Origin of the sequence: Salmonella sp. 32100201201700099SM (assembly GCF_017572645.1) — a bacterium.
GTDB classification, from domain to species: domain Bacteria; phylum Pseudomonadota; class Gammaproteobacteria; order Enterobacterales; family Enterobacteriaceae; genus Salmonella; species Salmonella enterica.
Genome location: NZ_JAGERQ010000011.1, coordinates 83,067 through 104,438 on the forward strand (window position 1 = coordinate 83,067; position 21,372 = coordinate 104,438).

Here is a 21,372-nt window from a genome sequence, read left to right on the forward strand (position 1 = left end):
TTGATGGCACAACGACAGGAAAAAGAAAAGGCGGGTAATAAACCCGCCTGAATATTTAGCGTGGTATATCCGGCCAGTCAGCCAGTACATCACTCCTGTGGTAATGAAGGCCACCTGATTGCTGTGAAGGTGGCCTCATCTGAAACGCCTGTTAAGTCCAGCGATTTAAGAACATTGATATAATTCATCCACATAATTAAGGTCGCTTTATTTTCATCACTGATAATCCCCAGAGTTAATTCTGTGCGCCAGTCCTTAATGGCATTGTCTGCATCGTTAAGTAATTTCTGCCGGGTGGTTTCGGCCTTAGCCTGATAATCCACCGGAACTGGTAAAACCTTACCATCCCTGTACAACCATGAGCCATCACCACGACAATCATCAGGACAGTCAGCAGCGTCTATTTCCGCAACAGACATATTAACCGGCCACAACATTGATACAGAATATGTGTTGCCACGTTGCGGGACTGGCTTATTAACAACACCCCAGATAACCCCTTCATGGTCGTACATTATTTTTGCAGTATCATCAGAAAATAATGACTGACACTCATACCAGTCCTGTCCGTCGTCCGACTCCAGAAAATATGCACCTATATTTATTTCGGCCTGAGTTTTATCCCTGTTTACAGGCGCGTCAATCAGTCTGAAATTTTTAATATCCTGATATTTTTTCATTATACCGTTCCCCCTTGTACGGTATACCACTGATTACCGACTCGTTTTTGCAAAGGCGCATAATTAATACCATCAATATTTTCGCCCTGATAATCTTTCCAGACGGAGGTAACTACATATCCGGGAGTGTTAGGCCATGACCCTGCATTGTTCCAGGTAGTCACTGATGAGCCAGCCCCTAACTGAACATCTAAGACGATATTATTATTAATCCAGGTACTTAACCAGCCATTTCCCCATAGCGAACCAAAGATATCACCGTTATTCTGATAGATGGCCCCGCCTGCACGCAGTACGTTAGCGGTGATATCGCCATTGACCGCAAACAGGACTGAACCATCAAGGTTTCGCTGGCTGTATAACTGCCATCCCTGATCATCATCCAGTTCAATTACAGTGGGCCTGTTTGCGTCGCCCCATAAGTTAAACGTGGCTGTCATTGTCGAATTATTATTACTCGTTAGTGACAGTTTTTTTTCTTTGCCTGCGCGAATAGCTCCCAGAACCATCATTTCACCGGGAGCGACACGAACGGTGTGCTGGCTGTTCGCGTATGTATCCAGTATCCCGTCACCGTTCTGTTTAAAACCGGTATCGTTATCACCGAGTACAATTGAATTACCGCCCAGTGCATTGTCAGTACCAATGCTTAACGGACCGTTTAGCTGTCCCCCTGTAATCGGCAATGCACCCACATCACCGGCTGTTGGTTTCATCAGACTACTGTAAATTGTATATGTCTGACCGCTGGTTGAGTTTCCCGGCTGTACTGATGAATATTCAGGCGTACTGTGCAACGTGACATTTGCATTACCGGTGTAGTCATATTGCGCAATTAACCAGTACGCATACTGGCCGATATTAATATAAATATCGTAGGTGTCGCCTGATGTATTAACCCATGCGACCTCGTTAGCCGCAGCAGGCGAGCGTCTCCACAACGTGGCAGTTATTCCAACAGGTGAACCATTACCGGCACGCAATACCAGTTCGCTGATTGCCGCCTGTTCAGGTGAACCAGCGTTAAACCCCGCCCCACCGTACAGTTTAATCACCGCTGTTGATGTAGCCTGCGGCATTACAACCGTGGCGATTTTGTACCATCCAGAAGCATCATTAAATGTGATGTTGGTAGAGGTCACGGCACCGATAGTTCTCGCAAATTGTTTTTTGTCAGGAATATCGCCGCCATTACTGTTTTTCGCCAGCCGCCCGTTCGCATTATCCATAGCCGTTTTAACCGCTTTCGGCGTTGCGGCCAGCGTCTCAGACGTGCTGTCAGTGGCATTGCTGAGCTGGATAATCCCTTTACGCGCTGTAGTGGCGTCCTGAGCTGTATATTTCGCGTTAGCAAGGTCATATGCCACCTTGACCGCTTTCGGTGTCGCGGCAAGCGTCTCAGACACACTGTCAGTGGCATTGCTGAGTTGCACAATGCCTTTACGCGTTGTAGTGGCGTCCTGAGCTGTATATTTCGCATTAGCAAGGTCATACACTGTCTTGACAGCTTTCGGCGTCGCTGCGAGCGTTTCAGACTCGCTGTCTGTCGCGTTACTGAGCTGAGTAAACCCTTTTTCTTTAAGAGTGGCATCAGGATGACGACGGGATTTTTCATGTTCGGCGAGCCTGTCGTCGACATAATCCTGCGTCGCCATCACCATCGTTGAGTCAATGGACAGCGCCACAGACTCGACACTGCTGACAATAATGACCATGCGGCATGTCTGCGCACGCCCTGAGCCCTCAGCCAGTTCTGGCTTGTAGCTTTCGGCCATATTGGCAACAGCAATCAGCGTCCCTTCATCGTCGTAAAGGCCAAGCTCACGCATCCAGAAGCCGCCCACCTCCGGCGGAATAACCAGCTCGGCCACAATGTAATTACTGTACCGATTGTCCTGGCTGATTTTATTCAGAGTGTGACGCCAGACCTCATTAACAAGCTGTGTCTGACCGACATCAGGATCCGGCAGCTTTCCGCCGCCGTCACCAACAGCCATAACGTTAAGATTTATTTTCTTACCGCCCGGCATGGTGGCCGCAGCAAGCTTAGCGGCTCCGGCAGTGGTGATAACGGTTTTAAATTTCGTGCTCATTATTCCTCACTTATCCCGGGTAAACCGTAATAATATCGCCATCGCAGGACACGCCGCCGGTATACAAATAACCGGGAATGTCCTGGACAATATTCAGGCCAGTCAGATGACGACTGGCTGGTTTTGCATCCGCAATCAGTCGTTCCATTTCGAAATACATTTCTTCGGTAATGCCACTTTCAAGCACCCCGATATCAAGCCGGAATGTGCCTGGCGTGTCGCCGCTTTCCCACCATTCCGTTACATTGATGACATAGCCGAGTGGCTCCACTACCCGACGGATTGCGCCGATAGTCCCCTTGTGGCAGTGAATGAAATATGCATCACGGATAACGGCACGTTTTGTTCCCTCCGGCCAGTTCTCATTCCACCGGTCGACAGAAAACGCCCACGCCAGCCACGGCAACAAATTTTCCGGGCAGGTGTCAATATTCCACAACGCGCGGATGTTGACCGGCGTCCTTTCAATCTCAGCACATGCCCTTGCGGCGGCGACTTCCAGTGGCGATGAGCCCACCGGCAATAATCGTGAGTCATTCATCAGATCCCCCGATTACTAGGCTGTAGTCAGTGCAAAAGGACGCCTGAGTGTTATCGAGAACAATATCCGCGACCGGTGCCGCCAGCTCCACCCGCTGAACCCCCTCAACATGCAGGGCGGCATAAATCGCTGATTTACGGATATCGCGCCCGAGGCGGTGCTGCGCGCTGATATAGGCTTTCAGCTTTGCCTCAGCCGCCGCCCTGATGGGTTCACTTTCCGGGCCGGGGTAAAGATAAAGCGTGGCGTTAATCTGGTAGTTAACAATTTCGGCTGACTGTACCGTCACCCGGTCAGCGACCGGCCTGACATCTTCTGCGTTCAGGGCATTGCGCACAATTGCAAGCAGTTCCTCAGATGCGACGCCGTTGTTTTCACGTGACAACACGGAAATCGTCACACAGGCTGGCGACGGGCTGATAACTGAAATATCGCCGACGCGCCCGTCAGCACTACGGCCATGATACTGGTACGCCCCGACAGGCCCCGCCACGCTCAGCCCCTCAAAAGCCTGCTGTATACGCAGACGATAATCGGCGTCGAGTTCCATTTCTGCCGGGGTGGGTGGAATGGTGGTGTCATCAGCAGGCGTGACGACAAGACGCTCAACACTGAAATTTCCCCCGATATTATCGAGGTCACTATCTATGGCATAAGCCAGCATCACTGCACGTGCAGCTTCATTGACACGCTGACGCCAGATAACCTCGCGGTAGGCGTTTTCCTGCAGCAATTTAACAATTGGCTCAGACTCAAGTGCGAGCGTCCGGGCGACGGCTTCCTGTTGGTCTTCAGGATAGAGCGAAATCAGCGTCGCAATGCGTTCCGCAAGGATGGTTTCATAGTCCAGTTCCTCAACCACGTCGGGAACGGGTAACTGACTCAGGTCAACGGTTGCCATAGTGATTTAACTCAGTGAAACAGTGGTTGAAACTGACGCACCGGTATCGGTACGCATCCCGGTAATATCGACATACATTTCGCCAGTGTCGCCGCGCTCAAAGCTGATGGAGATAAGCCTGATGCGTGGTTCCCATTTCTGGATCGCGGAATAGCACGCCACCATGATTTGCAGCCTGAGCGCCGGCTTTTGCGGCATGTCAATCAGCGCAGACAGGAGCGAGCCATATTCACGACGCATTACCCGCGAGCCGACCGGCGTCAGCAGAATGTCGCGCATGCTCTGGCTGATATGCTCACTGTCACTGATACCTATGCCGGTATTGCGGTTCATCCCCAGATAACGCGCTGTCATTTTGTGCCCTCCGTCCAGTTCCCGCCCCGTTGTACGCCGCCGTGACCGTGGTTATCGACCTGCACGCCGTTTGATTTCAACGTGCCACCGGTATGTTCGATGTTTCCCCGCATGGTGCCGCCTTTCTGCACCTCAAGCGTCGCCGTCGTCAGTTTGTTGGTGCATACCACCTCCGGGGTGTCGAGGGTGATACGTTCTGCCGCTTTTACCAGTACCACCGGCACGGTGGCGGTAATGGACTCCGATGCCGTCACATCGGCAGTCTTGATGCCGCTGACCGTCAGCGCACCGGTTTCCGGCTCATACTCCATAACAGCGCCGTCGGGGAACACCACATGCCACGCATCCGCCGAGGCTGACGGGGCAGGGTTATCGTCGGAGAAAATCCCCGGCAGCACGAAAGCAGTATCAAGCTCGCCACCAATTGCCAGCAGCAGCACCTGCTCACCGACCGAGGGAGCCCACCATGTCCGCGAACGACCGGCGCGGGTGGTCAGCCAGTTCAGCCATGCAGTCTGGATCCCGCCGCTTTGTACGCGGCACAGCCCCTGCGCGGTATCGACCTCAGTCACCACACCTGAGCGGATGAGGTTGCGAATCGCGCGCGCGAGCTCCTGTATTGTGGATAACGTATTCATAGTGCAAGGATGCCTCTGGTCTGGAGTCGCGCCAATTCGCGCGGCTCCGGTGGTGGTTCACACAATATTTATTTACCGAGATGCCTGATAATGATGTCTTCAATCATCTGCTCATCGTCGCGGGTGAAACCGAGCAACGGGCGCGCCGCGTACTGCACATCCCGGCTGTGACGATTTGGCCGGTCTTTGAGGCCATACTGATGCACCCGCGCCATGCGCTGTACCCTGCCGGTAAATTCCACCACCGCCGCACTGTCGCTGCCTTTGGCTTTCATAAAGCGGTTAGTGCGCAGTCTGGCGAACATTTCGCGCCTGATACGGCCTTTCTTACTTCGCACCGGCTGGCGCTTTCGGGCGGCATACGGGGTGCCGTCGGGTGTCTGCTGTCGCCTGATGCGCTGCTGCTGACTGGCGCGCAGTTTTTTTGCAATGTCAGCCGCCATTTGCCGACGCGCCGCCGGTGACAGGCTGGCAATCAGACCGGTAAGGCGCTCCTGCAGCGCGGTTAACTCACTCATCCCACTTACTCACCAGCTCGCCGTTAACGTACAGCTCGACCGGGCGCGTCACTGGCTCAGGCAGCGGTGGCTCAGGGGCATAGCTGACATGCAGTGCGCCGTCGACCTCTTTGACGAGCGTGCGCTCGGTGAGTCTCAGGCTGATACTGATATCGAGCGAGTCGTCGTTATTGATATCAATCATCCATGTGAATCCTTTCTCCCGCCCGTCGTCGGTGGTCATAATGTCCGGCTGATGCTCACGCAGCCATGCCTGTACCGGCACAAATATCAAATCGAGGTCGCCGGTAAAGTCAGTCACCACCACGTTAAGCACGTACACCTTTTCAAACGACAGCGAGCTCTCCAGTCGGGAATCCGTATGGCCGTTATCAGCGAACAGGCGCAGCATATCGGGGTTGTTTCGGAGCTGCGGCACAGCGTTAATCAGCGCCTTGCGCAGGCTTTTGTGCTTCTGCATCGAGTTCATCCTGACAGTGTTTGACGGTTTTGACCTGTAGCGCGCAGGCGGTCAGCGCGCCCTCAAGACGGCGGATATCGGCGCTCAGGTCACCATTGGTTTTCGGGTCACTTCCCGGCATCAGGCAAAGGCTCACCCTCGGGCATCCGCTGACCACAATCACCGGCGCTGGCGCAGGCGGCGCGGGTGTGCAGCCGACGCACAGCATCAGGCAGAGGAGCGTTATACCAGCGGCGAAAGGCTTCATTTTCATCAAGTAACCTCGTTATCGTCTGCTCGCGGCGGTTTGCTTCTGCGCCTGCCTTTGCGAGCTGTTCGCGCAGTGCCACCTGCGCGGATTCATTACGTCGGGCGAGCTGGCCGGCGACACTGAGCTGATTTTTCAGCATGCCAATCGTCGCCTTTTGCTCGCTCGCAACGCGGTTTGCCGTCTCAAAGGAGCGGGATAAATTGCCATTCTCATGGCGCAACCACATCAGACCGAGCACGGCCAGCACAAACAGCGTTATCAGGACTTTCATGCCACCACCCCGCCAGCCGTGCGCCAGACGGTAACCAGCTTTTCGAGACTGTGCTCGCGCTGGCCGTAACCGGCACCCGGCAATGACGCCCAGATATTCCGGCAACGGGAAACAGCACGCTCAATACGCCCCGCCCGGATATCGTCAATAGCACCGCGCTCCCGGATTAACTGGATCGCGAGCTTGTCCTGCGACAGTGGGCTGAAATCAGGCAATGCGAGCTGTTTTTTATAGTGCGGCCAGAACATATAAAGCTGCTGGTAACGCCCCGATGCCGTGGATTTCTCGCCACGGCGATTAAACACTTTCGCGGGTCGGCCATGTGCGAAAGGGTGGTCGCTGTAATCGGTGAAAATCTCTGGCCTGCCATCAAGGCCGGTAACAATGACGTCGTAGCCACGGTTTTTCGTCAGCGGATGGTTCGCCGTTCCTTCGGAATACGCCAGCATGTCCAGAAAGGCGGCGATATTCTGGTGAGTATTAATGACCGGCATCGCCTTCCCCCTTCTGTGACTTAAAGCGGCGCTGAATGGCGATTTCCACCACCTGATAACCGGCAATACCGAGCATGGATCCAATACCGCACACGGCGGGCAGTGACATATCAGGAAACTGCACCAGAACAACACCGGCGACCATTGAGACAAAACCGCCGAGCAACATGCGTCCGACAAACAGGCGCGGGGTGATGGGCTCACCACCTGCCAGCACTTTTCCGACCACAATCAGTGCCCCAATCACAAACAGTGACAGGACGCCTTTTTCCCCTTCTGTCATGGTTTACTCCCAAAGATTGATAGTTTCAGTTACGGGTGAAGACGGCACATCGGGCAGGTCAATTGCCGTGCCATGCGGCAGAATGACGCCCAGCTCAGACAGGCCGGGATTAGCCTGCAGCACCGTTTCAACCACGCCCTCAGTGCGCCCGTAATACCTGGCGCAAATCACGTCGAGGGTGTCGCCCTGCATCGACCTGACCTTCATCAGAGCTGGCCCACGATGCAGCGCGGTTTGTCCTGCAGACGCGCGACCGACCAGCGCATATCCCGCCACAGGTCATCAATGGTGGTTTCGACGCTGTCGGCTTTTTTGTCACCCTTACCGGTGGCTTCAACACCGCGATAGCGCTCATACAGGGTGGCGGTTGCCATCGCCGTTACGGCGCTCAGATAGTGGAAAATACGCACATTCTCGCCATCGATTTCCTCAGCAGGCACGTCGGCCAGATGCTTAAACCCGGCGGCAGTCTGGCGCAGCCGGTAGTCGTAAAGCTCCGCATTGGTTTCCGCCATGCCAGTTCTGATGGCATGGCGCAGGCGCGCATCGGAAACCGTCTGCTCAAGCCGCATCAGCTCGCGCACACGCTTCGGATCCACATCAGGGAAAAAGAACGTGTTTTTAATTACTGCATCGCCCGTCTCCGGTACGGGAATCACCACGCCCGGTACGTCCTGTGGTTCGTCGGGCTGGTTCAGAATTACTGTCGTCATGACAACCTCATCAGGTTGGGCGGTGGACGCCGGTCGCCGTCAGGGTCAAAACCCGCTTTGACCGGCGTGCCGCCCGGCTCGGGGAGCGTTCAGTTAACCGGCGGTTTTTACCGCCTTTGGTGGACGCCCGCGCTTTGCTGCCGGTCTGGCGACAGGTTTGCGCGTACGCGGTTTAGTCGTTTTACGGGGTGGTGCCTCCGCTTTTGGCTTCAGTGCGCGTTCCAGCCGCTCAATCTCCTTGCGCACACCGGCATTGCGGTCGAGCTGCATCGCGCGCTGAAACTGCGCCAGCGCCTCTGCATTCATACCGGCATCACGCAGGGTCAGGCCTGTCACCTTATGCAGACGGGCGCGCACCATATCGGGAACGTCAGCACCGTCGGTCAGGTCGATAGTGGTCTGCAGCCAGGAAAGGTCGACAGACTCACCGGCATCGCGCAGACGCTGCGCGGCAAGCGCCACTTCCTCAACCAGCATGTAAGGTGTTGTGCGGCGATGGTCAGAGGTGAGGCCGTATTTCAGTGCGTAGGGGGCAATTTCCAGAGCGCCAGCGATATCACCGGCATCGAGACGCCACAGCATGACGGTCATAACAATGTCATCCTGCGCACCACGACCATCAGTCAGCACACCGGCGACCCACGGCGCATAGAACGGCAGCAGCTCGCGCTTTTTCTCGGCTTTACGTTCGTTTGAACGGATGTTTTTTAACGTGCGGCGGTCATCGGCCAGCTTAACCAGCATCTGCTCATAGGCGGTTGCATGGCGCAGCGGGGCTTGTTCCCTCTGCGCGGCTTGAGAGGCCGAGACCCGCATCATGTGACGCTGTGCGGGGCTCGTCATGGTTTAGGCTCCGCTTTCCGGTGCTGCAGGTGCGGTGAAATCGCCCAGGGTGATGTTTTCCAGCAGGCACCCGGCGGCATACGCCTCGACCACATAGTCGATATTCATCGACTCGTAGTTTTCAACGCGGTCTTTTTTCGGGTTTTCATCAATGCTGCGGCGGTGGCTCTCATCCATGAAATAGATAGAGAGGTTTTCCAGAGTAGTTACCAGTACGGCATTCGCCGGGAAGTACGGCACGCGCACAGCAGGCAGGTTGCCGATTCGCTTCTGGCTGATGATGATATCTGCCGCGAGCGCCTCGCTGTTTTCCTGCGGCTTGTTCACCAGCGGGAAATATTTGTCGGCCAGCAGCTTACGGCCAACGATGGCAACGAGTTTCGGGTCATCCTGATAAACCTCGTCAATCAGGTTATTGGTCGCATCCATCACCAGCGCGTCGAGGTTCTCATAGTCGCCGTTTCGACCGACGCGAATCACTGCCGAAACGACCTTACCGTCAGCATCGGTGATATTGCTCATCACACGCGTCGGGGCTTCATTGCGGTATTTCTGCAGCCAGCCGACGGCTACATCCTGCAGCATCGGATTTTTGGTGCGGTCAGAGGTGGCAGCGCGGGTGGTACCGTTAAAACCGGCCATGATGAAATCGAGCGCCTGACGCTTGACAATGGCGTCGCGGATGCGGCGCTGGAAGTCCTGAAAACGCGCCCACAGGTCGAGGGTTTTATATTTCAGGTGGAAGTCAAAGTTAATCTGGTCGCACTCGTACTTGTTGGATTCAAGCGCGGTGAAGTCTGCGGTCTTACGCTCATCATCGCCCGAGGTATCAGTCGTGCTGGCGATAGTACCGGTCACACCGACGCCGATTTTCTCACCCTTCATTTCTGCGACCGGCAGAATATTAATCGTCTGCAGAAACGCGGATGACTCCTGCACTTTGTTCATCAGCGTTTGCGTGACGGACGGCTCGACGGTGAATTTTTTACTGACGTCATCAGTGTTGATGCCGTTCAGCTCAGCGACGCGGGTCAGATAGGCATTGAACTTAAAACGGGTTTCCGGGCGCATAGTATTTCCTGTTTGAATTTATCGGTTAGTCACTGCATCGGACGGGGTTTCCGCCCGGTTTCTGTTCTGCAACTTATCAGCAGTCGGTCAGCAGCTCATCGCCACCGCCGCCGCTGGCTTTCGTGCGTCGCGGCTGGCTGAAACTTTCGGTTTTGTCGAGGGTGGTTTTCAGGGCGGAAAATGCCTGGCTGGTTTCTTCAACCTTGCCGGTCAGTTCCTGTTTAAAGGTGGCAAGCGCGGTTTCCATATCGGAAAGACGCTTATCCTGCGCAGTGAGGCTGGTCTGCACATGTTCGCTGACGGCGGTCACCGCCTCATGTACATCACTCATGCGCGCATCGTCGCTGACCTGCTTACGGCTGAAAATGGCTTTCACCTTGTCGGCCAGGCTGTTAAGCACCGTGTCGGGAACATCTTCAAATTCCAGCTCGGCCAGCGTGGCGGCGGAAAAGACATTTTCAGGGCTGGCCTTAAAGCGCTGCAGTGGGTTGTGTGTCGCATTGCGGCAGAATTCGAGATATTCGGTTCCGAGGCTCGCCGGGTCATCAGTGACCGCAAGGCCGACGAGGTAGCATTTGCCGGTATTGGCAAAATTCGGCTGAATTTCCATTGAGGTGTAGACCTTCTGCAATTTTTTATTCATTGCAATCAGGTCATCGGTCGGGGTGATTTTAGCGAACAACGCCCATTTGCCGTTAAGCGCAGAGTCGTCGTCAATCTTCTCGGCTTTCAGCTCCACCACATCACCCAGGCGCTTAAAGTCGCCGTCGGGGAAGAGACCGCGAATATGCTCAAGGTTGATGCGGCAACCATATACGCGCGGGTCAAACGACTCGGCCATTTCCTGAATATCGCTGGCGCTGATAATACGCCCGTCGCAGGTATCACCCTCGACGCCGATACGAAAGAATTTTGATACTTTTTTTGCCATTGTCAGGAGTCCTGATGTTGGGGTTACGGGTCAACGCCAGTTTCCAGTCTCAGGACGTGCCAGACCACCAATGACGACTGGATAACCGCCCACACAACAGCACCTTAGCGAATCGCTGACGGCCATTAAGTAGCCTTGCCCTGAATCCACTACGGCGAGGCATCAATGACCATTTCCACCGATACAACCTTGTTGCATGACCCGCGACGACAGGCATCGCTGCTTTACTGGCAGGGCTTTTCCGTGCCACAGATTGCCGAAATGCTGCAGGTCAAGCGCCCGACCGTGCAGAGCTGGAAACAGCGCGACGGCTGGGACGGCATCGCACCGATTTCCCGTGTCGAAAGCAGCCTTGAGGCGCGCCTGATTCAGCTCATCGCCAAGCCGCAAAAGTCAGGCGGCGACTTCAAAGAGATTGACCTGCTCGGGCGGCAGATTGAACGGCTGGCGCGCGTCAACCGCTACAGCCAGACCGGCAACGAGGCCGACCTTAACCCCAACGTTGCCAACCGTAACAAGGGGGAGCGTAAGAGGCCGAAAAAGAACTTTTTCAGCGATGAGGCTGTCGCAAAGCTGGAAGAAATTTTCTTCGACCAGTCTTTCGAATACCAGTTGCAGTGGTACCGGGCAGGACTGGCGCACCGTATTCGCGATATTCTCAAATCCCGCCAGATTGGCGCGACGTTCTACTTTTCCCGCGAGGCACTGCTGCGCGCGCTCAAGACCGGCCATAACCAGATTTTTCTGTCGGCCAGTAAAACGCAGGCTTACGTGTTCCGGGAATACATCATCCAGTTTGCGCGACTGGTTGACGTCGACCTGACCGGCGACCCGATTGTCATCGGCAGCAACGGCGCAAAGCTGATTTTTCTCGGCACCAATTCCAACACCGCGCAGAGCCATAACGGCGACCTGTATGTCGATGAAATATTCTGGATCCCGAACTTTCAGAAACTGCGCAAAGTCGCCTCGGGCATGGCATCGCAGAAGCACCTGCGCTCAACCTACTTTTCGACGCCCTCAACGCTGGCGCACGGGGCTTACCCCTTCTGGTCGGGTGAGCTGTTCAACAAGGGGCGCGCCAGTGCCGCTGACCGCATCGAAATCGACATCAGTCACCGCGCACTCGCCGGTGGTCAGCTCTGCGATGATGGCCAGTGGCGGCAGATTGTCACTATTGAGGACGCCCTTGCCGGTGGCTGCACCCTGTTCGACCTCGACCAGCTCAGACGCGAAAACAGTGATGAGGACTTTAAGAACCTGTTTATGTGCGAGTTTGTCGACGATAAGGCATCGGTATTCCCGTTCGAGGAGCTGCAGCGCTGCATGGTCGACGTGATGGAAACATGGGAGGACTTCGCCCCGTTCGCCGACCATCCATTCGGCTCACGCCCGGTCTGGATTGGCTACGACCCGTCCCACACCGGCGACAGTGCCGGATGTGTCGTACTCGCGCCGCCGGTGGTTTCGGGTGGCAAGTTTCGCATGCTGGAGCGTCACCAGTGGAAAGGCATGGACTTTGCCGCACAGGCAGAAGGCATCCGCAGGCTCACTGAGAAATACAACGTCGAATACATCGGCATTGACGCAACAGGCCTCGGTCTCGGTGTATTCCAGTTGGTGCGCTCATTCTACCCGGCGGCACGCGGTATCCGTTACACGCCAGAAATGAAAACCGCAATGGTGCTCAAGGCGAAAGACACGATTCGCCGTGGCTGTCTGGAGTACGACGCCGGAGCAACTGATGTCACACAGTCGTTTATGTCCATCCGCAAAACCATGACCAGCAGCGGGCGCAGCGCCACCTATGAGGCCAGCCGCACCGAGGAAGCCAGTCACGCTGATATCGCATGGGCCACCATGCACGCCCTGTTAAACGAACCGCTTTCTGCCGGTAGCGGCATGCAGCCTAAATCTATTCTGGAGTTCAACTAATGGGTAAGCAAAAATCCCGTAAAGCCGCCGCGCAGAAAGCCCGCGCACCACAGCAACTAAAAGCCAGCGCACCGCAAAAAATGGAAGCGTTCACCTTCGGTGAGCCGGTGCCGGTACTCGATAAGCGCGACATTCTGGATTACGTCGAGTGCATCAGTAACGGCAAATGGTACGAGCCGCCGGTCAGCTTCTCCGGGCTGGCAAAAAGCCTGCGCTCTGCAGTGCATCACAGCTCACCGATTTACGTTAAACGCAACGTGCTCGCGAGCACCTACATTCCGCACCCGCTGCTGTCCCGTCAGGATTTCAGCCGCTTTGCACTCGACTATCTGGTATTCGGTAACGCCTTTCTTGAGCAGCGCCACAGCGTCACCGGACAGTTAATCAAACTGCTGACTTCACCGGCAAAATACACCCGACGCGGGGTCGATGACTCGGTTTTCTGGTTTGTGGAAAACTTCACTCAGCCGCATGAATTCGCACCCGATACCGTGTTCCACCTGCTGGAGCCTGATATTAATCAGGAGATTTACGGCCTGCCTGAATATCTCAGCGCACTTAATTCCGCCTGGCTGAATGAATCCGCAACGCTGTTCCGCCGCAAGTATTACCAGAACGGCGCGCACGCAGGTTACATCATGTATGTGACTGACCCGGCGCAAAGCGCGACTGACGTCGAATCGCTGCGCGATGCAATGCGTAACTCTAAAGGGCTCGGCAACTTTAAAAACCTGTTTTTCTACTCACCGAACGGGAAACCGGACGGCATAAAAATCGTGCCACTGAGCGAGGTCGCCACAAAGGATGACTTTTTCAACATCAAGAAAGCCAGCGCCGCTGACCTCATGGATGCGCACCGCGTACCGTTCCAGCTCATGGGCGGCAAGCCTGAGAATATCGGCTCAATGGGTGATGTTGAGAAGGTGGCAAAGGTCTTTGTGCGTAACGAGTTATCGCCCTTACAGGACAGATTCAGGGAGGTAAACGACTGGCTCGGCATGGAGGTCATCAGGTTCAAAGAGTACACCCTCGACAACCCGGAATAATCCCCCCTCAAGCCGCCAGTATTGGCGGCTTTTTCATACCCCGCCACCATCACGCCTCAGACGCGCCACACGCGCACAACCACCCCCGACCACCAACGAACCGACAGCGACCACGAAAGCGCCATCACGACGCGCTCAGACGATAATTTTTAATATTACGCACCACCGCTGGCGCGCAATGCTTTCCCCGCCACGCCTGCCCGCTTTATGGGTCGGTTTTAATGCAGTTGCATGAGTACGTTGAATCCTCGCTAGCTGTGACGTCAAGCAACGAGAACGCATAACTTTGACACATGCAAAACCATGCACCTGATACATGCATAGTTATTACTTTGTAAAAACATAAAAAAAGAAATCCCATGAACAAAAATCAAACTATTAATAAAAATTTTTATATCTCTTAGAACAAAAGATTTTGCTTGAACAAAGTAAACTTCTGAGGTAGATCTTTATCGTTTAGCAAAATAATTCATGTTAAACAGCTTAAATATTTATACAATATCATTGACAATGATGAGATTTTAAAATGGAACTTAAATTAAAGAATATAACCAGCTATAAGAAAGATAGCTTCACGACTCTTAATCTCTCAAAAAAAATTAATATACTTTATGGACACAACGGTTGTGGAAAATCAACTATATCTAACTATTTCTATAATCCAAATAACACGGATTACAAAGAGTGTGAATGTCCTTTCATAGATACTTTTCGCCTATTGGTTTATAATACCAAGTTTGTTGAGGATAATTTTTATAATGCAAAAGAGCAAAAAGGAGTATTCACTTTAAGTAAGGAAAATGCTGACATTGAAAAAGAATTGATGGAGAAAGAAGCTATAAGACAAGACCTACTTACAAAATACAAAGATAAAAAAAACGTTATTGAGCGTTTAATTAAAGATAAAAACGATAAAGAAAATGAATATATTGATTTAATATGGAATAAAGCAGAACCTTTTAGATCATCTGACTTAAAGATCTTGATGAAAGGTCAGTTAGGAAGCAAGAGATCATTTTATGAGCAAGTTAAAAAAGCCCCTCAAACCACTGACGTTAATATCGAGTCACTTGCTCAAGAATATAGTATTCTTTTAAAGAACAAAGATAAATTCACTGCATCAATTACACCTTTAGAAAAATATATCATTTCAGAAAAAGATAAAGAATTTTTATCCACTCCGATTATAGACTCAAGTAATAGCTATTTGTCAGAAATAATTAAACAACTTCAAAACCTTGACTGGGTGAAAAAAGGGAAGGAATTATATTTAAATGGCACATGTTGCCCATTCTGCCAAGAAGACACTATTAAAGACAAATTTTTAGAAGCAATAGAATCTATCTTTGATGATAGCTACTCCAAAAAAGTTGACCAAATACGCATTATCAGATCGTCTTATGAATCCGCTACCATAGATAATTTAAAAAAAATAAAACAAGAGATTTCATCTTGTGAATTAATCACCTCAAAAGAAAAAGATATAACATCATCTCATATAGCGTTATTAGAGGAAATAGCAAACAAAAACTTAAAATTGATGTTAGATAAAATCAATAACCCATCTATATCTATTATTTTGGGATCCAATAGCGACCTTGAAGCAAAGGTAGTTGATAATATAACAGAGTACAACAATAGAATTAAAGAAATAAATATTAAAGTCAAACAATTTAAGGATAGTGAAAAGTCTATACGTTACAAAATATGGGGAGCAATAAGAGAATTATGCAACGCTGAGTTTGAAGCTTTCTCAAAATATGAGAATGACGATAAAATCATTTATGAACAATATCAACTTGAATTAAATACCATAAAAGAACAAGGAGATAACAATAACAAAAAGATCAAAGAGCTACGCGATCAAATATCTAATATTGATGCAACCATAGATTCTATAAATCAACGTCTAAAATTATTAGGAATTTATGGTTTTAGCATAAAAAAACACACTGAGAGCAATGATAAATATATTATATCACGTTCTGAGAACACAACAGATAAAGATGTATACAGATCTCTTAGCGAGGGTGAAAAAACCTTAATTACCTTTCTCTACTTTCTAGAATGCTGTAAAGGTAAGACAGATAAGAATGATACGGATATGCGAGATGTATTTATCGTTATTGATGATCCAATATCCAGCCTCTCTCAAAATTATGTGTACGATATTGCCTCAATAATTCACCATGAAATAATAAACAATAACAAAGCAGTAAAGAAAACATTAATACTCACACACAATCTTTATTTCTTTCATGAACTTATCAAATTAGCTCCTAGAAGCAAAGAAGATAGAACATTCAAGCGTGATTATTATCTTGGACGAATAACCAAAAATGAATACAGCATAATTACAGAAATAGAGAAAAAGAGCATTCAGAATGAATACCAGTCCCTATGGCAAGTATTAAAAGATGCGAAGGATGGAAGGGTAAATAAAGTTATAATACCTAACATCATGAGAAATATACTGGAATACTACTTCGCATTTGTTCATAGAACGGATGCATTACAGACAGAGTTAAATAAACTTGCTAGCGATGATAAGAATAATGATTTTAGAGCATTTTATAGATACATTAATAGAGGTTCCCATTCAGATGCAGTTAACATCACAGACATGGGAGATATATCTCCAGAGAAATATATGGAGCAACTAAAAACCATTTTCCGTATGACTGGTGACGAAAAACATTATTTGAAAATGATAGACGAAGAGGAAGAGGAAACCGTTACCGCTTAGGCCGCATATCATCGGGTTGGGTAAGAACGACGGTGTTCACACACCGTCTCCCACTTACCGAAACGATAGCGATTGTACTGACGTACTTTCACTAACTTTAACATGAGATTATCTCCATGCCAGCACTATTGTTGCCAATAGCAGCCTTTACACCCTTTGTATAAAGCTAATACCAAGAGCAATGCAAGGATACCCCAAGCGGTAACTGGCGTGGATTCTAGAGCAGCCTAACTAAAAAATCAAAGCATTAATTAAATCCCGGCCACTCATCATTTACCGGATACCTGAAGTTTACCCCCTCATAATTTACTGTTGCCCCACGCGCCAGCGCCTCAAGCTCCCATCGCTGAGGCCTGATACCGTTCTGACCAAGGTCAACGCGGATACGGGTGATTTGCATTCGTTCCGACCGGGTCAATCTGGCCGATGGCGCAATTTCATGCGGTTTTAACGGGCTTCCGTTTCTTTGCTGACGATTTGGCGTTCTCCTGCCGTGTTTTAATGCGCCCCTGAGCGCCCTCACGACCTCCGGGTCATTCCATTCGATAACACCGCCATCAGCCAGATTAAGCACTGCTGCGGCGTGTTCAGAAGGCGTGGGAGCCGGTAACGAAGTATCACTGCTGGCAGGCTTTCCACAGTTATTGACAGGACTCCGAGGCGCGGCGATGCCGCTTTTTAAAGTCAAAGGCTCAACGACCGGAACTTTCGGCACAATGAGCCAGTCCGTCGTTCTGGTGATATGAATATGACGCGCGCCGAGATGCGGCGCGTAAATGCCGACCACTCTCTCGACTTCTTCCTCGTACTCGTTAACGTCATCCGACGGGCTACGGGCAACCCTGACAGTCTGACAATCGCGCGGGACATTTGCCCCACCCTGCGCGCTGATATACAACGCAAAATCACCACTGTCTGCGGCAGCGCGAGCAGCCTCGACGCGTTCGTCAAACTCATCAGCAATACTGACGCCGCGAGGCAATTTGCGTAGTTCACGGTAAGCCCCCATTGTCGGCAGTCCAACCGTTTTAAATTGCGGGATGCGCCACGTTGACGCCCATGCGGTAACAGCCGCGGCAGTATCTTTAAGCGGCTTACCGGTATCGTTATCGAGCTGACCATCCAGTGCATAGCCGTCGATATTTTTTGAAATGTATTTCGCGATATATCCCGCAGCACCGCCCCGGTTAAGGTGCTTTGCCTGAAAACGGTTTCGCGCGGCTCCTCTTTCGTCACCATCCTCTTTGAGCGCATAGCGACGCATGATTTCGATAATCTGGTTACGCTGGCGTGGATTACAAAAAAGCATCATATGCCAGTGCGGCGTTCCGTCGTGGTGTGGCTCGACGACACGCAAACCGTAGACCTGTAAATCATTATCCTTGAATGCCGTGCGCATCAGGCTCCAGATGCGGCAGAGATAACGCTGCGCATCCTTTGGATTAAATGCCTCATCGTTCCAGCCGTGATTAAGCTGAACGGTTTTACTTTCGCCTTTTCTGACCTGACGTGTCGGGTGATACTTTGACGGCGCGGTCAGCGTGATAAACATCCCCACATCACCCTCTGCGGCGGCGTAACGCTCAATACCGGCAATGGTGTTCATCAGCTCCATCCGGCGAATTTCAGGATTAGAAATACTGCCCATCACCTTACTGATAAGGTCGATGCGCTCGCCGGTTTCCCTGTTTTCAAGGTCACACGATTTAAGAAATTCCAGATTTGCCTGGCGGCGCGCACGCACATCACGAATGGCGTGTTTACTGGCATAAGGAGAACGGTCTTTATTGACCTCCCCGACAGCTATCAGTAACGCTTCATGCCAGCGCATACGCTGGCCTTTAAGCTGATGAGTCCACCACTCATCGTTAAACAGACGGGCAATGGCAGAATATGCCTGCCTCGTGGTCATCTGTCCTTTACGGTATTTTTTCCAGTAGAGAGGGGAAATATTGAAAGCTCGTGTAGCGCCAGCAACATGACCATACAGGTGAGCCTGAGCCTCATCCGTAAACAGTGATTCTTTTTCGCCATGCGCATCCACCCAGGCATCGCTGAGTTCCTCATACATCATGAAAAGCTGCGATGAGATACGGGCGGCAAACTTTTTCAGCTCCTTGTCATTCATTCCCGGCAGGCGCGCATAGTGGTCACGCTCTGCCAGAAACAGCAACGACGCGTCGGTGTTCATTTCATGGCGCTGATTCACACGCTCAATGCGCGGCCATAAACGACGCTGAAAAGTGGATGTGAGGAAATAAAACCCGTGCACCGGGCTTTTATTGCGCCGGATGTAGTCATAGCGTGAAGTAAACAGCGAGCGCAAAAAGTAAGGCAGGCGGTTAATCGTGGATAAAACATCTTGCACCTGACGCATCTCGTCACGTGTAAGGGGTCTTTCGCGCCCGACGGCCTCGCGTGGCGCGTTCCATGCATAAGCACCGGTAAACGTCTTACCGGTGCCTGCGGCAAATGCTGACGGAGGGACAAAACGCCCGGAGGCTTTAACGGCCATATGAGCCAAAAGCCTCTGAACAACGCTTGCTGAGTTGCTCAACCTGCGCGTTTAAATCAGCAAAAGACTTTGCGCTTCCGGTCAGAATATCGTGATGCATCAGGCCGGAAACGAGCTGGCTTAATTTCGGGTAATAACCAACCACCGCCAGCCATTCCTGACCGGCGTTTTTACCGCTTTCAGCTCTCTTTTTCTCGTGGAGAATAAACTGAAAGCTGTCACTGGTAACGACATAACGTTCGCCAATTTCAATACGAATACTCATGCCGTTCTCCGGTAATGTTTGTTTTTTGCTTCAAAGACTGACTGACAGGAAACACAACGCGTGGCTGACGGATAAGCCGCACGACGGGCAGCAGGTATTGGCGCGTCACACTCTTCGCAAACCAGCGCAGAAGCACCGCAATGTTTTACCCTTGCCGCGTTAATCTGGCGCTCCAGTAATTCAGCCTGTTGTTCCTGAATAAAATCTACGTTGTCCGGCATTACCAGTTCCTTTTGTCGTTAAGGTTTTTAAATTCATCAGCGCAATAGCTGGCGATTTCTGTCGTTAATTTCGTCAGTTCATCCACGGAGGAGATTTGCTTGTGAAACACAGCGCGTTTAACAAGTAAATTGACCACATCAGACAGGAGGTTTAATTCGTTCTGATAAATCGCGATAACAGACTCAGTTATTTCGCGTTTTTCTTTATCAAGACCAAGTTGAATAAGAGACAAATCGCCATTTTTCATAACGGCGATTTTTAAGGCGTTATTCAGTAATACAACTGAACGAGAACAGGACATCAAAGCACCTCCCCGCGAGACAATCCGATATTGTGAAATTTTTCCGACTCCTGACTGAGCAGCTCGACTATCTCCACGCGGGATAACTCCGCCTTTGTGATGTGGCGAATCATGGCATCAAGATGAGAAGAAAAGCGCGTCGCAGCGTCGGCCTGTGCTTCGGTTCTGGCCTGTTGCAGCAGTAATGCGTATATACCGCACTGATTTTCAGAAACTGTATGCATAACTTTCTCCAGGCAAAAAGAAGCCCCGCACGATTAAGTGCGTTAAAAACTCTGGTTAATTACTTAATGCAGATATTGCTCTGGTTTTACCGACGTCAGAATTGTCGGTGCATACTCAAACAGGCTGAATAATTCACGTAATGCACGGAATAAAGCATCACGCCAGTAACATGACTCTTCATTAATTCGCCAGTATGGCTGGTTGAATTCTTTTTCAGTCAATCCGGCATGCATAAATAAAGTACGACGCTGACTGACTGTTAAAAAACTAATATATGCATACTCACTTGCGCCAACCTGACGGCGTTTTGAGAATGCCCCACGCAATTCATCAATTGCACAAACCAGCCGTTCACGTTCGACGTCGTTCATTTCTTCAAAACGCATCGTTGCGTGACGTTGTTTTAACTGCGCATGAAAGCAAACCGTTAGCCGTTCGCGCTCCATCATCTGATTATAATAATCACATGTATCCTGCCAGCGAGGGACGGAAAGATACTTACCAATTATCCGGCGCATAGCTGCTGGCTGTTTTTCGACGAGATTAAGTGTCATCACTGTCATTTCCATACCCTCCGGCTTTTCAGAAAGGTCAGAGCCTTTTTTAAGGGACTCTGTTTTTTGGTGCGGATAATGATTCCCTTGCGCCCCTTCCCGTGGGTGATGGTGAAGTCAATCGCCCTGGGGCTTTCGTTACGCAATAACTGAGTAATACAACGCGGCTCACTCATAATCACAACCCCATCCACAAAAGCCATGCATCACGCTGTTCAACCGGTCGGTTATAAAACGCCTCACGTACAGCGCGATTAAACTCTGGAATGAAAACCCATTTCTCACCGGCTCGAGCCTTCGGCTTATTTGGATCTCGAAGCTCGATAACCGGTAGCTTGTTAGCCTTGATCATTTCTGTAACTGCGGTTTTTGGTTTACCCAATAAATCTGCAAATTTTTCCGCATGTACCGCATCGAGCGGGTACTTAATCACATAATCATTCGCTTCCATCTATGTTACCCTCATAGGATCCAGCCCCTTAAAAACCGCTTGAGACCGTTTAAGCGGCGCTGGACTTACGC

Annotated in this window: 28 protein-coding genes; 3 read left to right on the top strand and 25 right to left on the bottom strand. The window is 51.0% G+C overall.

Features of this window, described 5'->3' with window-relative positions; all coding sequences use genetic code 11:
* Positions 1 to 89: 89 nt before the first annotated feature.
* The 17 genes from J4685_RS17440 to J4685_RS17520 form a co-directional block, all read right to left on the bottom strand.
* Positions 90 to 710 carry a tail fiber assembly protein gene (locus J4685_RS17440; protein ID WP_077909749.1) on the bottom strand — a complete coding sequence of 207 codons (621 nt, stop codon included), beginning with the start codon at positions 708 to 710 and terminating at the stop codon, positions 90 to 92.
* On the bottom strand, positions 680 to 2,773 hold the full coding sequence (locus J4685_RS17445; protein WP_000104698.1) for a tail fiber protein: 2,094 nt from the start codon (positions 2,771 to 2,773) through the stop codon (positions 680 to 682). The genes J4685_RS17440 and J4685_RS17445 overlap by 31 nt, the downstream gene beginning before the upstream one ends.
* Before the next feature lie 10 nt (positions 2,774 to 2,783).
* On the bottom strand, positions 2,784 to 3,314 hold the full coding sequence (locus J4685_RS17450) for a phage tail protein I (protein WP_001000068.1): 531 nt from the start codon (positions 3,312 to 3,314) through the stop codon (positions 2,784 to 2,786).
* Positions 3,307 to 4,215, bottom strand: coding sequence for a baseplate assembly protein (locus J4685_RS17455; protein WP_000246677.1), 909 nt, complete (start codon positions 4,213 to 4,215; stop codon positions 3,307 to 3,309). Before J4685_RS17455 ends, J4685_RS17450 begins: the two co-directional genes overlap by 8 nt.
* 6 nt (positions 4,216 to 4,221) lie before the next feature.
* A complete protein-coding gene (locus tag J4685_RS17460) occupies positions 4,222 to 4,569 on the bottom strand; it encodes a GPW/gp25 family protein (protein ID WP_000127147.1) in 348 nt (115 codons plus the stop codon).
* Complete coding sequence (locus J4685_RS17465; RefSeq protein WP_001094750.1) at positions 4,566 to 5,207, bottom strand: phage baseplate assembly protein V; 642 nt, start codon at positions 5,205 to 5,207, stop codon at positions 4,566 to 4,568. Before J4685_RS17465 ends, J4685_RS17460 begins: the two co-directional genes overlap by 4 nt.
* A gap of 68 nt (positions 5,208 to 5,275) precedes the next feature.
* On the bottom strand, positions 5,276 to 5,725 hold the full coding sequence (locus J4685_RS17470; protein WP_001293104.1) for a phage virion morphogenesis protein: 450 nt from the start codon (positions 5,723 to 5,725) through the stop codon (positions 5,276 to 5,278).
* Positions 5,718 to 6,185: a phage tail protein gene (locus J4685_RS17475; protein ID WP_001169074.1), complete on the bottom strand. Its 468-nt coding sequence runs from the start codon at positions 6,183 to 6,185 to the stop codon at positions 5,718 to 5,720. The genes J4685_RS17470 and J4685_RS17475 overlap by 8 nt, the downstream gene beginning before the upstream one ends.
* Positions 6,148 to 6,393, bottom strand: a complete 246-nt coding sequence (lysC, locus tag J4685_RS17480; RefSeq protein ID WP_229031232.1) for an Rz1-like lysis system protein LysC — start codon at positions 6,391 to 6,393, stop codon at positions 6,148 to 6,150. The genes J4685_RS17475 and lysC overlap by 38 nt, the downstream gene beginning before the upstream one ends.
* Entirely contained in the window at positions 6,293 to 6,706 is a 414-nt protein-coding gene (gene lysB, locus J4685_RS17485) for an Rz-like lysis system protein LysB (RefSeq protein ID WP_000866102.1), read from the bottom strand. The genes lysC and lysB overlap by 101 nt, the downstream gene beginning before the upstream one ends.
* Positions 6,703 to 7,200 (bottom strand): glycoside hydrolase family 104 protein, encoded by a 498-nt coding sequence (locus J4685_RS17490; protein ID WP_001144116.1) that lies wholly within the window; start codon positions 7,198 to 7,200, stop codon positions 6,703 to 6,705. The genes lysB and J4685_RS17490 overlap by 4 nt, the downstream gene beginning before the upstream one ends.
* Positions 7,187 to 7,483 carry a phage holin family protein gene (locus tag J4685_RS17495; RefSeq protein WP_000134660.1) on the bottom strand — a complete coding sequence of 99 codons (297 nt, stop codon included), beginning with the start codon at positions 7,481 to 7,483 and terminating at the stop codon, positions 7,187 to 7,189. The genes J4685_RS17490 and J4685_RS17495 overlap by 14 nt, the downstream gene beginning before the upstream one ends.
* Positions 7,484 to 7,486: 3 nt before the next feature.
* On the bottom strand, positions 7,487 to 7,690 hold the full coding sequence (locus J4685_RS17500; RefSeq protein WP_000868400.1) for a tail protein X: 204 nt from the start codon (positions 7,688 to 7,690) through the stop codon (positions 7,487 to 7,489).
* A complete protein-coding gene (locus J4685_RS17505; protein WP_000214255.1) occupies positions 7,690 to 8,196 on the bottom strand; it encodes a head completion/stabilization protein in 507 nt (168 codons plus the stop codon). Before J4685_RS17505 ends, J4685_RS17500 begins: the two co-directional genes overlap by 1 nt.
* Positions 8,197 to 8,289: 93 nt before the next feature.
* Positions 8,290 to 9,039 (bottom strand): terminase endonuclease subunit, encoded by a 750-nt coding sequence (locus J4685_RS17510; RefSeq protein ID WP_000203475.1) that lies wholly within the window; start codon positions 9,037 to 9,039, stop codon positions 8,290 to 8,292.
* A 3-nt stretch (positions 9,040 to 9,042) separates the two neighbouring features.
* Positions 9,043 to 10,110, bottom strand: a complete 1,068-nt coding sequence (locus J4685_RS17515; RefSeq protein WP_001609323.1) for a phage major capsid protein, P2 family — start codon at positions 10,108 to 10,110, stop codon at positions 9,043 to 9,045.
* 76 nt (positions 10,111 to 10,186) lie between these two features.
* Positions 10,187 to 11,041 carry a GPO family capsid scaffolding protein gene (locus tag J4685_RS17520; protein WP_001609322.1) on the bottom strand — a complete coding sequence of 285 codons (855 nt, stop codon included), beginning with the start codon at positions 11,039 to 11,041 and terminating at the stop codon, positions 10,187 to 10,189.
* Between the two features lie 165 nt (positions 11,042 to 11,206).
* Here J4685_RS17520 and J4685_RS17525 point away from each other — a divergent pair, with 165 nt between their 5' ends.
* The 3 genes from J4685_RS17525 to J4685_RS17535 all read left to right on the top strand — a co-directional run bounded on the left by J4685_RS17525 (position 11,207) and on the right by J4685_RS17535 (position 16,768).
* The gene (locus J4685_RS17525) at positions 11,207 to 12,976 is read left to right on the top strand and encodes a terminase ATPase subunit family protein (RefSeq protein ID WP_046595643.1); all 1,770 of its coding nucleotides are present in this window, start codon (positions 11,207 to 11,209) and stop codon (positions 12,974 to 12,976) included.
* A complete protein-coding gene (locus J4685_RS17530; RefSeq protein WP_000517958.1) occupies positions 12,976 to 14,022 on the top strand; it encodes a phage portal protein in 1,047 nt (348 codons plus the stop codon). Before J4685_RS17525 ends, J4685_RS17530 begins: the two co-directional genes overlap by 1 nt.
* Before the next feature lie 526 nt (positions 14,023 to 14,548).
* Entirely contained in the window at positions 14,549 to 16,768 is a 2,220-nt protein-coding gene (locus J4685_RS17535) for an AAA family ATPase (protein ID WP_046595642.1), read from the top strand.
* A 247-nt stretch (positions 16,769 to 17,015) separates the two neighbouring features.
* Here the strand turns inward: J4685_RS17535 and J4685_RS17540 are convergent, their stop codons facing one another.
* The 8 genes from J4685_RS17540 to J4685_RS17570 form a co-directional block, all read right to left on the bottom strand.
* Positions 17,016 to 19,283, bottom strand: a complete 2,268-nt coding sequence (locus J4685_RS17540) for a replication endonuclease (RefSeq protein WP_046595641.1) — start codon at positions 19,281 to 19,283, stop codon at positions 17,016 to 17,018.
* On the bottom strand, positions 19,273 to 19,548 hold the full coding sequence (locus tag J4685_RS17545) for a DUF5405 family protein (RefSeq protein ID WP_000027664.1): 276 nt from the start codon (positions 19,546 to 19,548) through the stop codon (positions 19,273 to 19,275). The genes J4685_RS17540 and J4685_RS17545 overlap by 11 nt, the downstream gene beginning before the upstream one ends.
* A complete protein-coding gene (locus J4685_RS17550) occupies positions 19,545 to 19,769 on the bottom strand; it encodes a TraR/DksA C4-type zinc finger protein (RefSeq protein WP_001113264.1) in 225 nt (74 codons plus the stop codon). The genes J4685_RS17545 and J4685_RS17550 overlap by 4 nt, the downstream gene beginning before the upstream one ends.
* Positions 19,769 to 20,071 carry a DUF5405 family protein gene (locus J4685_RS17555; RefSeq protein ID WP_001277958.1) on the bottom strand — a complete coding sequence of 101 codons (303 nt, stop codon included), beginning with the start codon at positions 20,069 to 20,071 and terminating at the stop codon, positions 19,769 to 19,771. The genes J4685_RS17550 and J4685_RS17555 overlap by 1 nt, the downstream gene beginning before the upstream one ends.
* Positions 20,071 to 20,295 (bottom strand): DUF2732 family protein, encoded by a 225-nt coding sequence (locus tag J4685_RS17560; RefSeq protein ID WP_000557701.1) that lies wholly within the window; start codon positions 20,293 to 20,295, stop codon positions 20,071 to 20,073. Before J4685_RS17560 ends, J4685_RS17555 begins: the two co-directional genes overlap by 1 nt.
* Positions 20,296 to 20,358: 63 nt before the next feature.
* Positions 20,359 to 20,859, bottom strand: coding sequence for a hypothetical protein (locus tag J4685_RS17565; RefSeq protein ID WP_017441883.1), 501 nt, complete (start codon positions 20,857 to 20,859; stop codon positions 20,359 to 20,361).
* A complete protein-coding gene (locus J4685_RS22605; protein WP_046595640.1) occupies positions 20,856 to 21,053 on the bottom strand; it encodes a hypothetical protein in 198 nt (65 codons plus the stop codon). The genes J4685_RS17565 and J4685_RS22605 overlap by 4 nt, the downstream gene beginning before the upstream one ends.
* Positions 21,029 to 21,301 carry a Cox family DNA-binding protein gene (locus tag J4685_RS17570; protein WP_016249393.1) on the bottom strand — a complete coding sequence of 91 codons (273 nt, stop codon included), beginning with the start codon at positions 21,299 to 21,301 and terminating at the stop codon, positions 21,029 to 21,031. The genes J4685_RS22605 and J4685_RS17570 overlap by 25 nt, the downstream gene beginning before the upstream one ends.
* Positions 21,302 to 21,372: the final 71 nt, after the last annotated feature.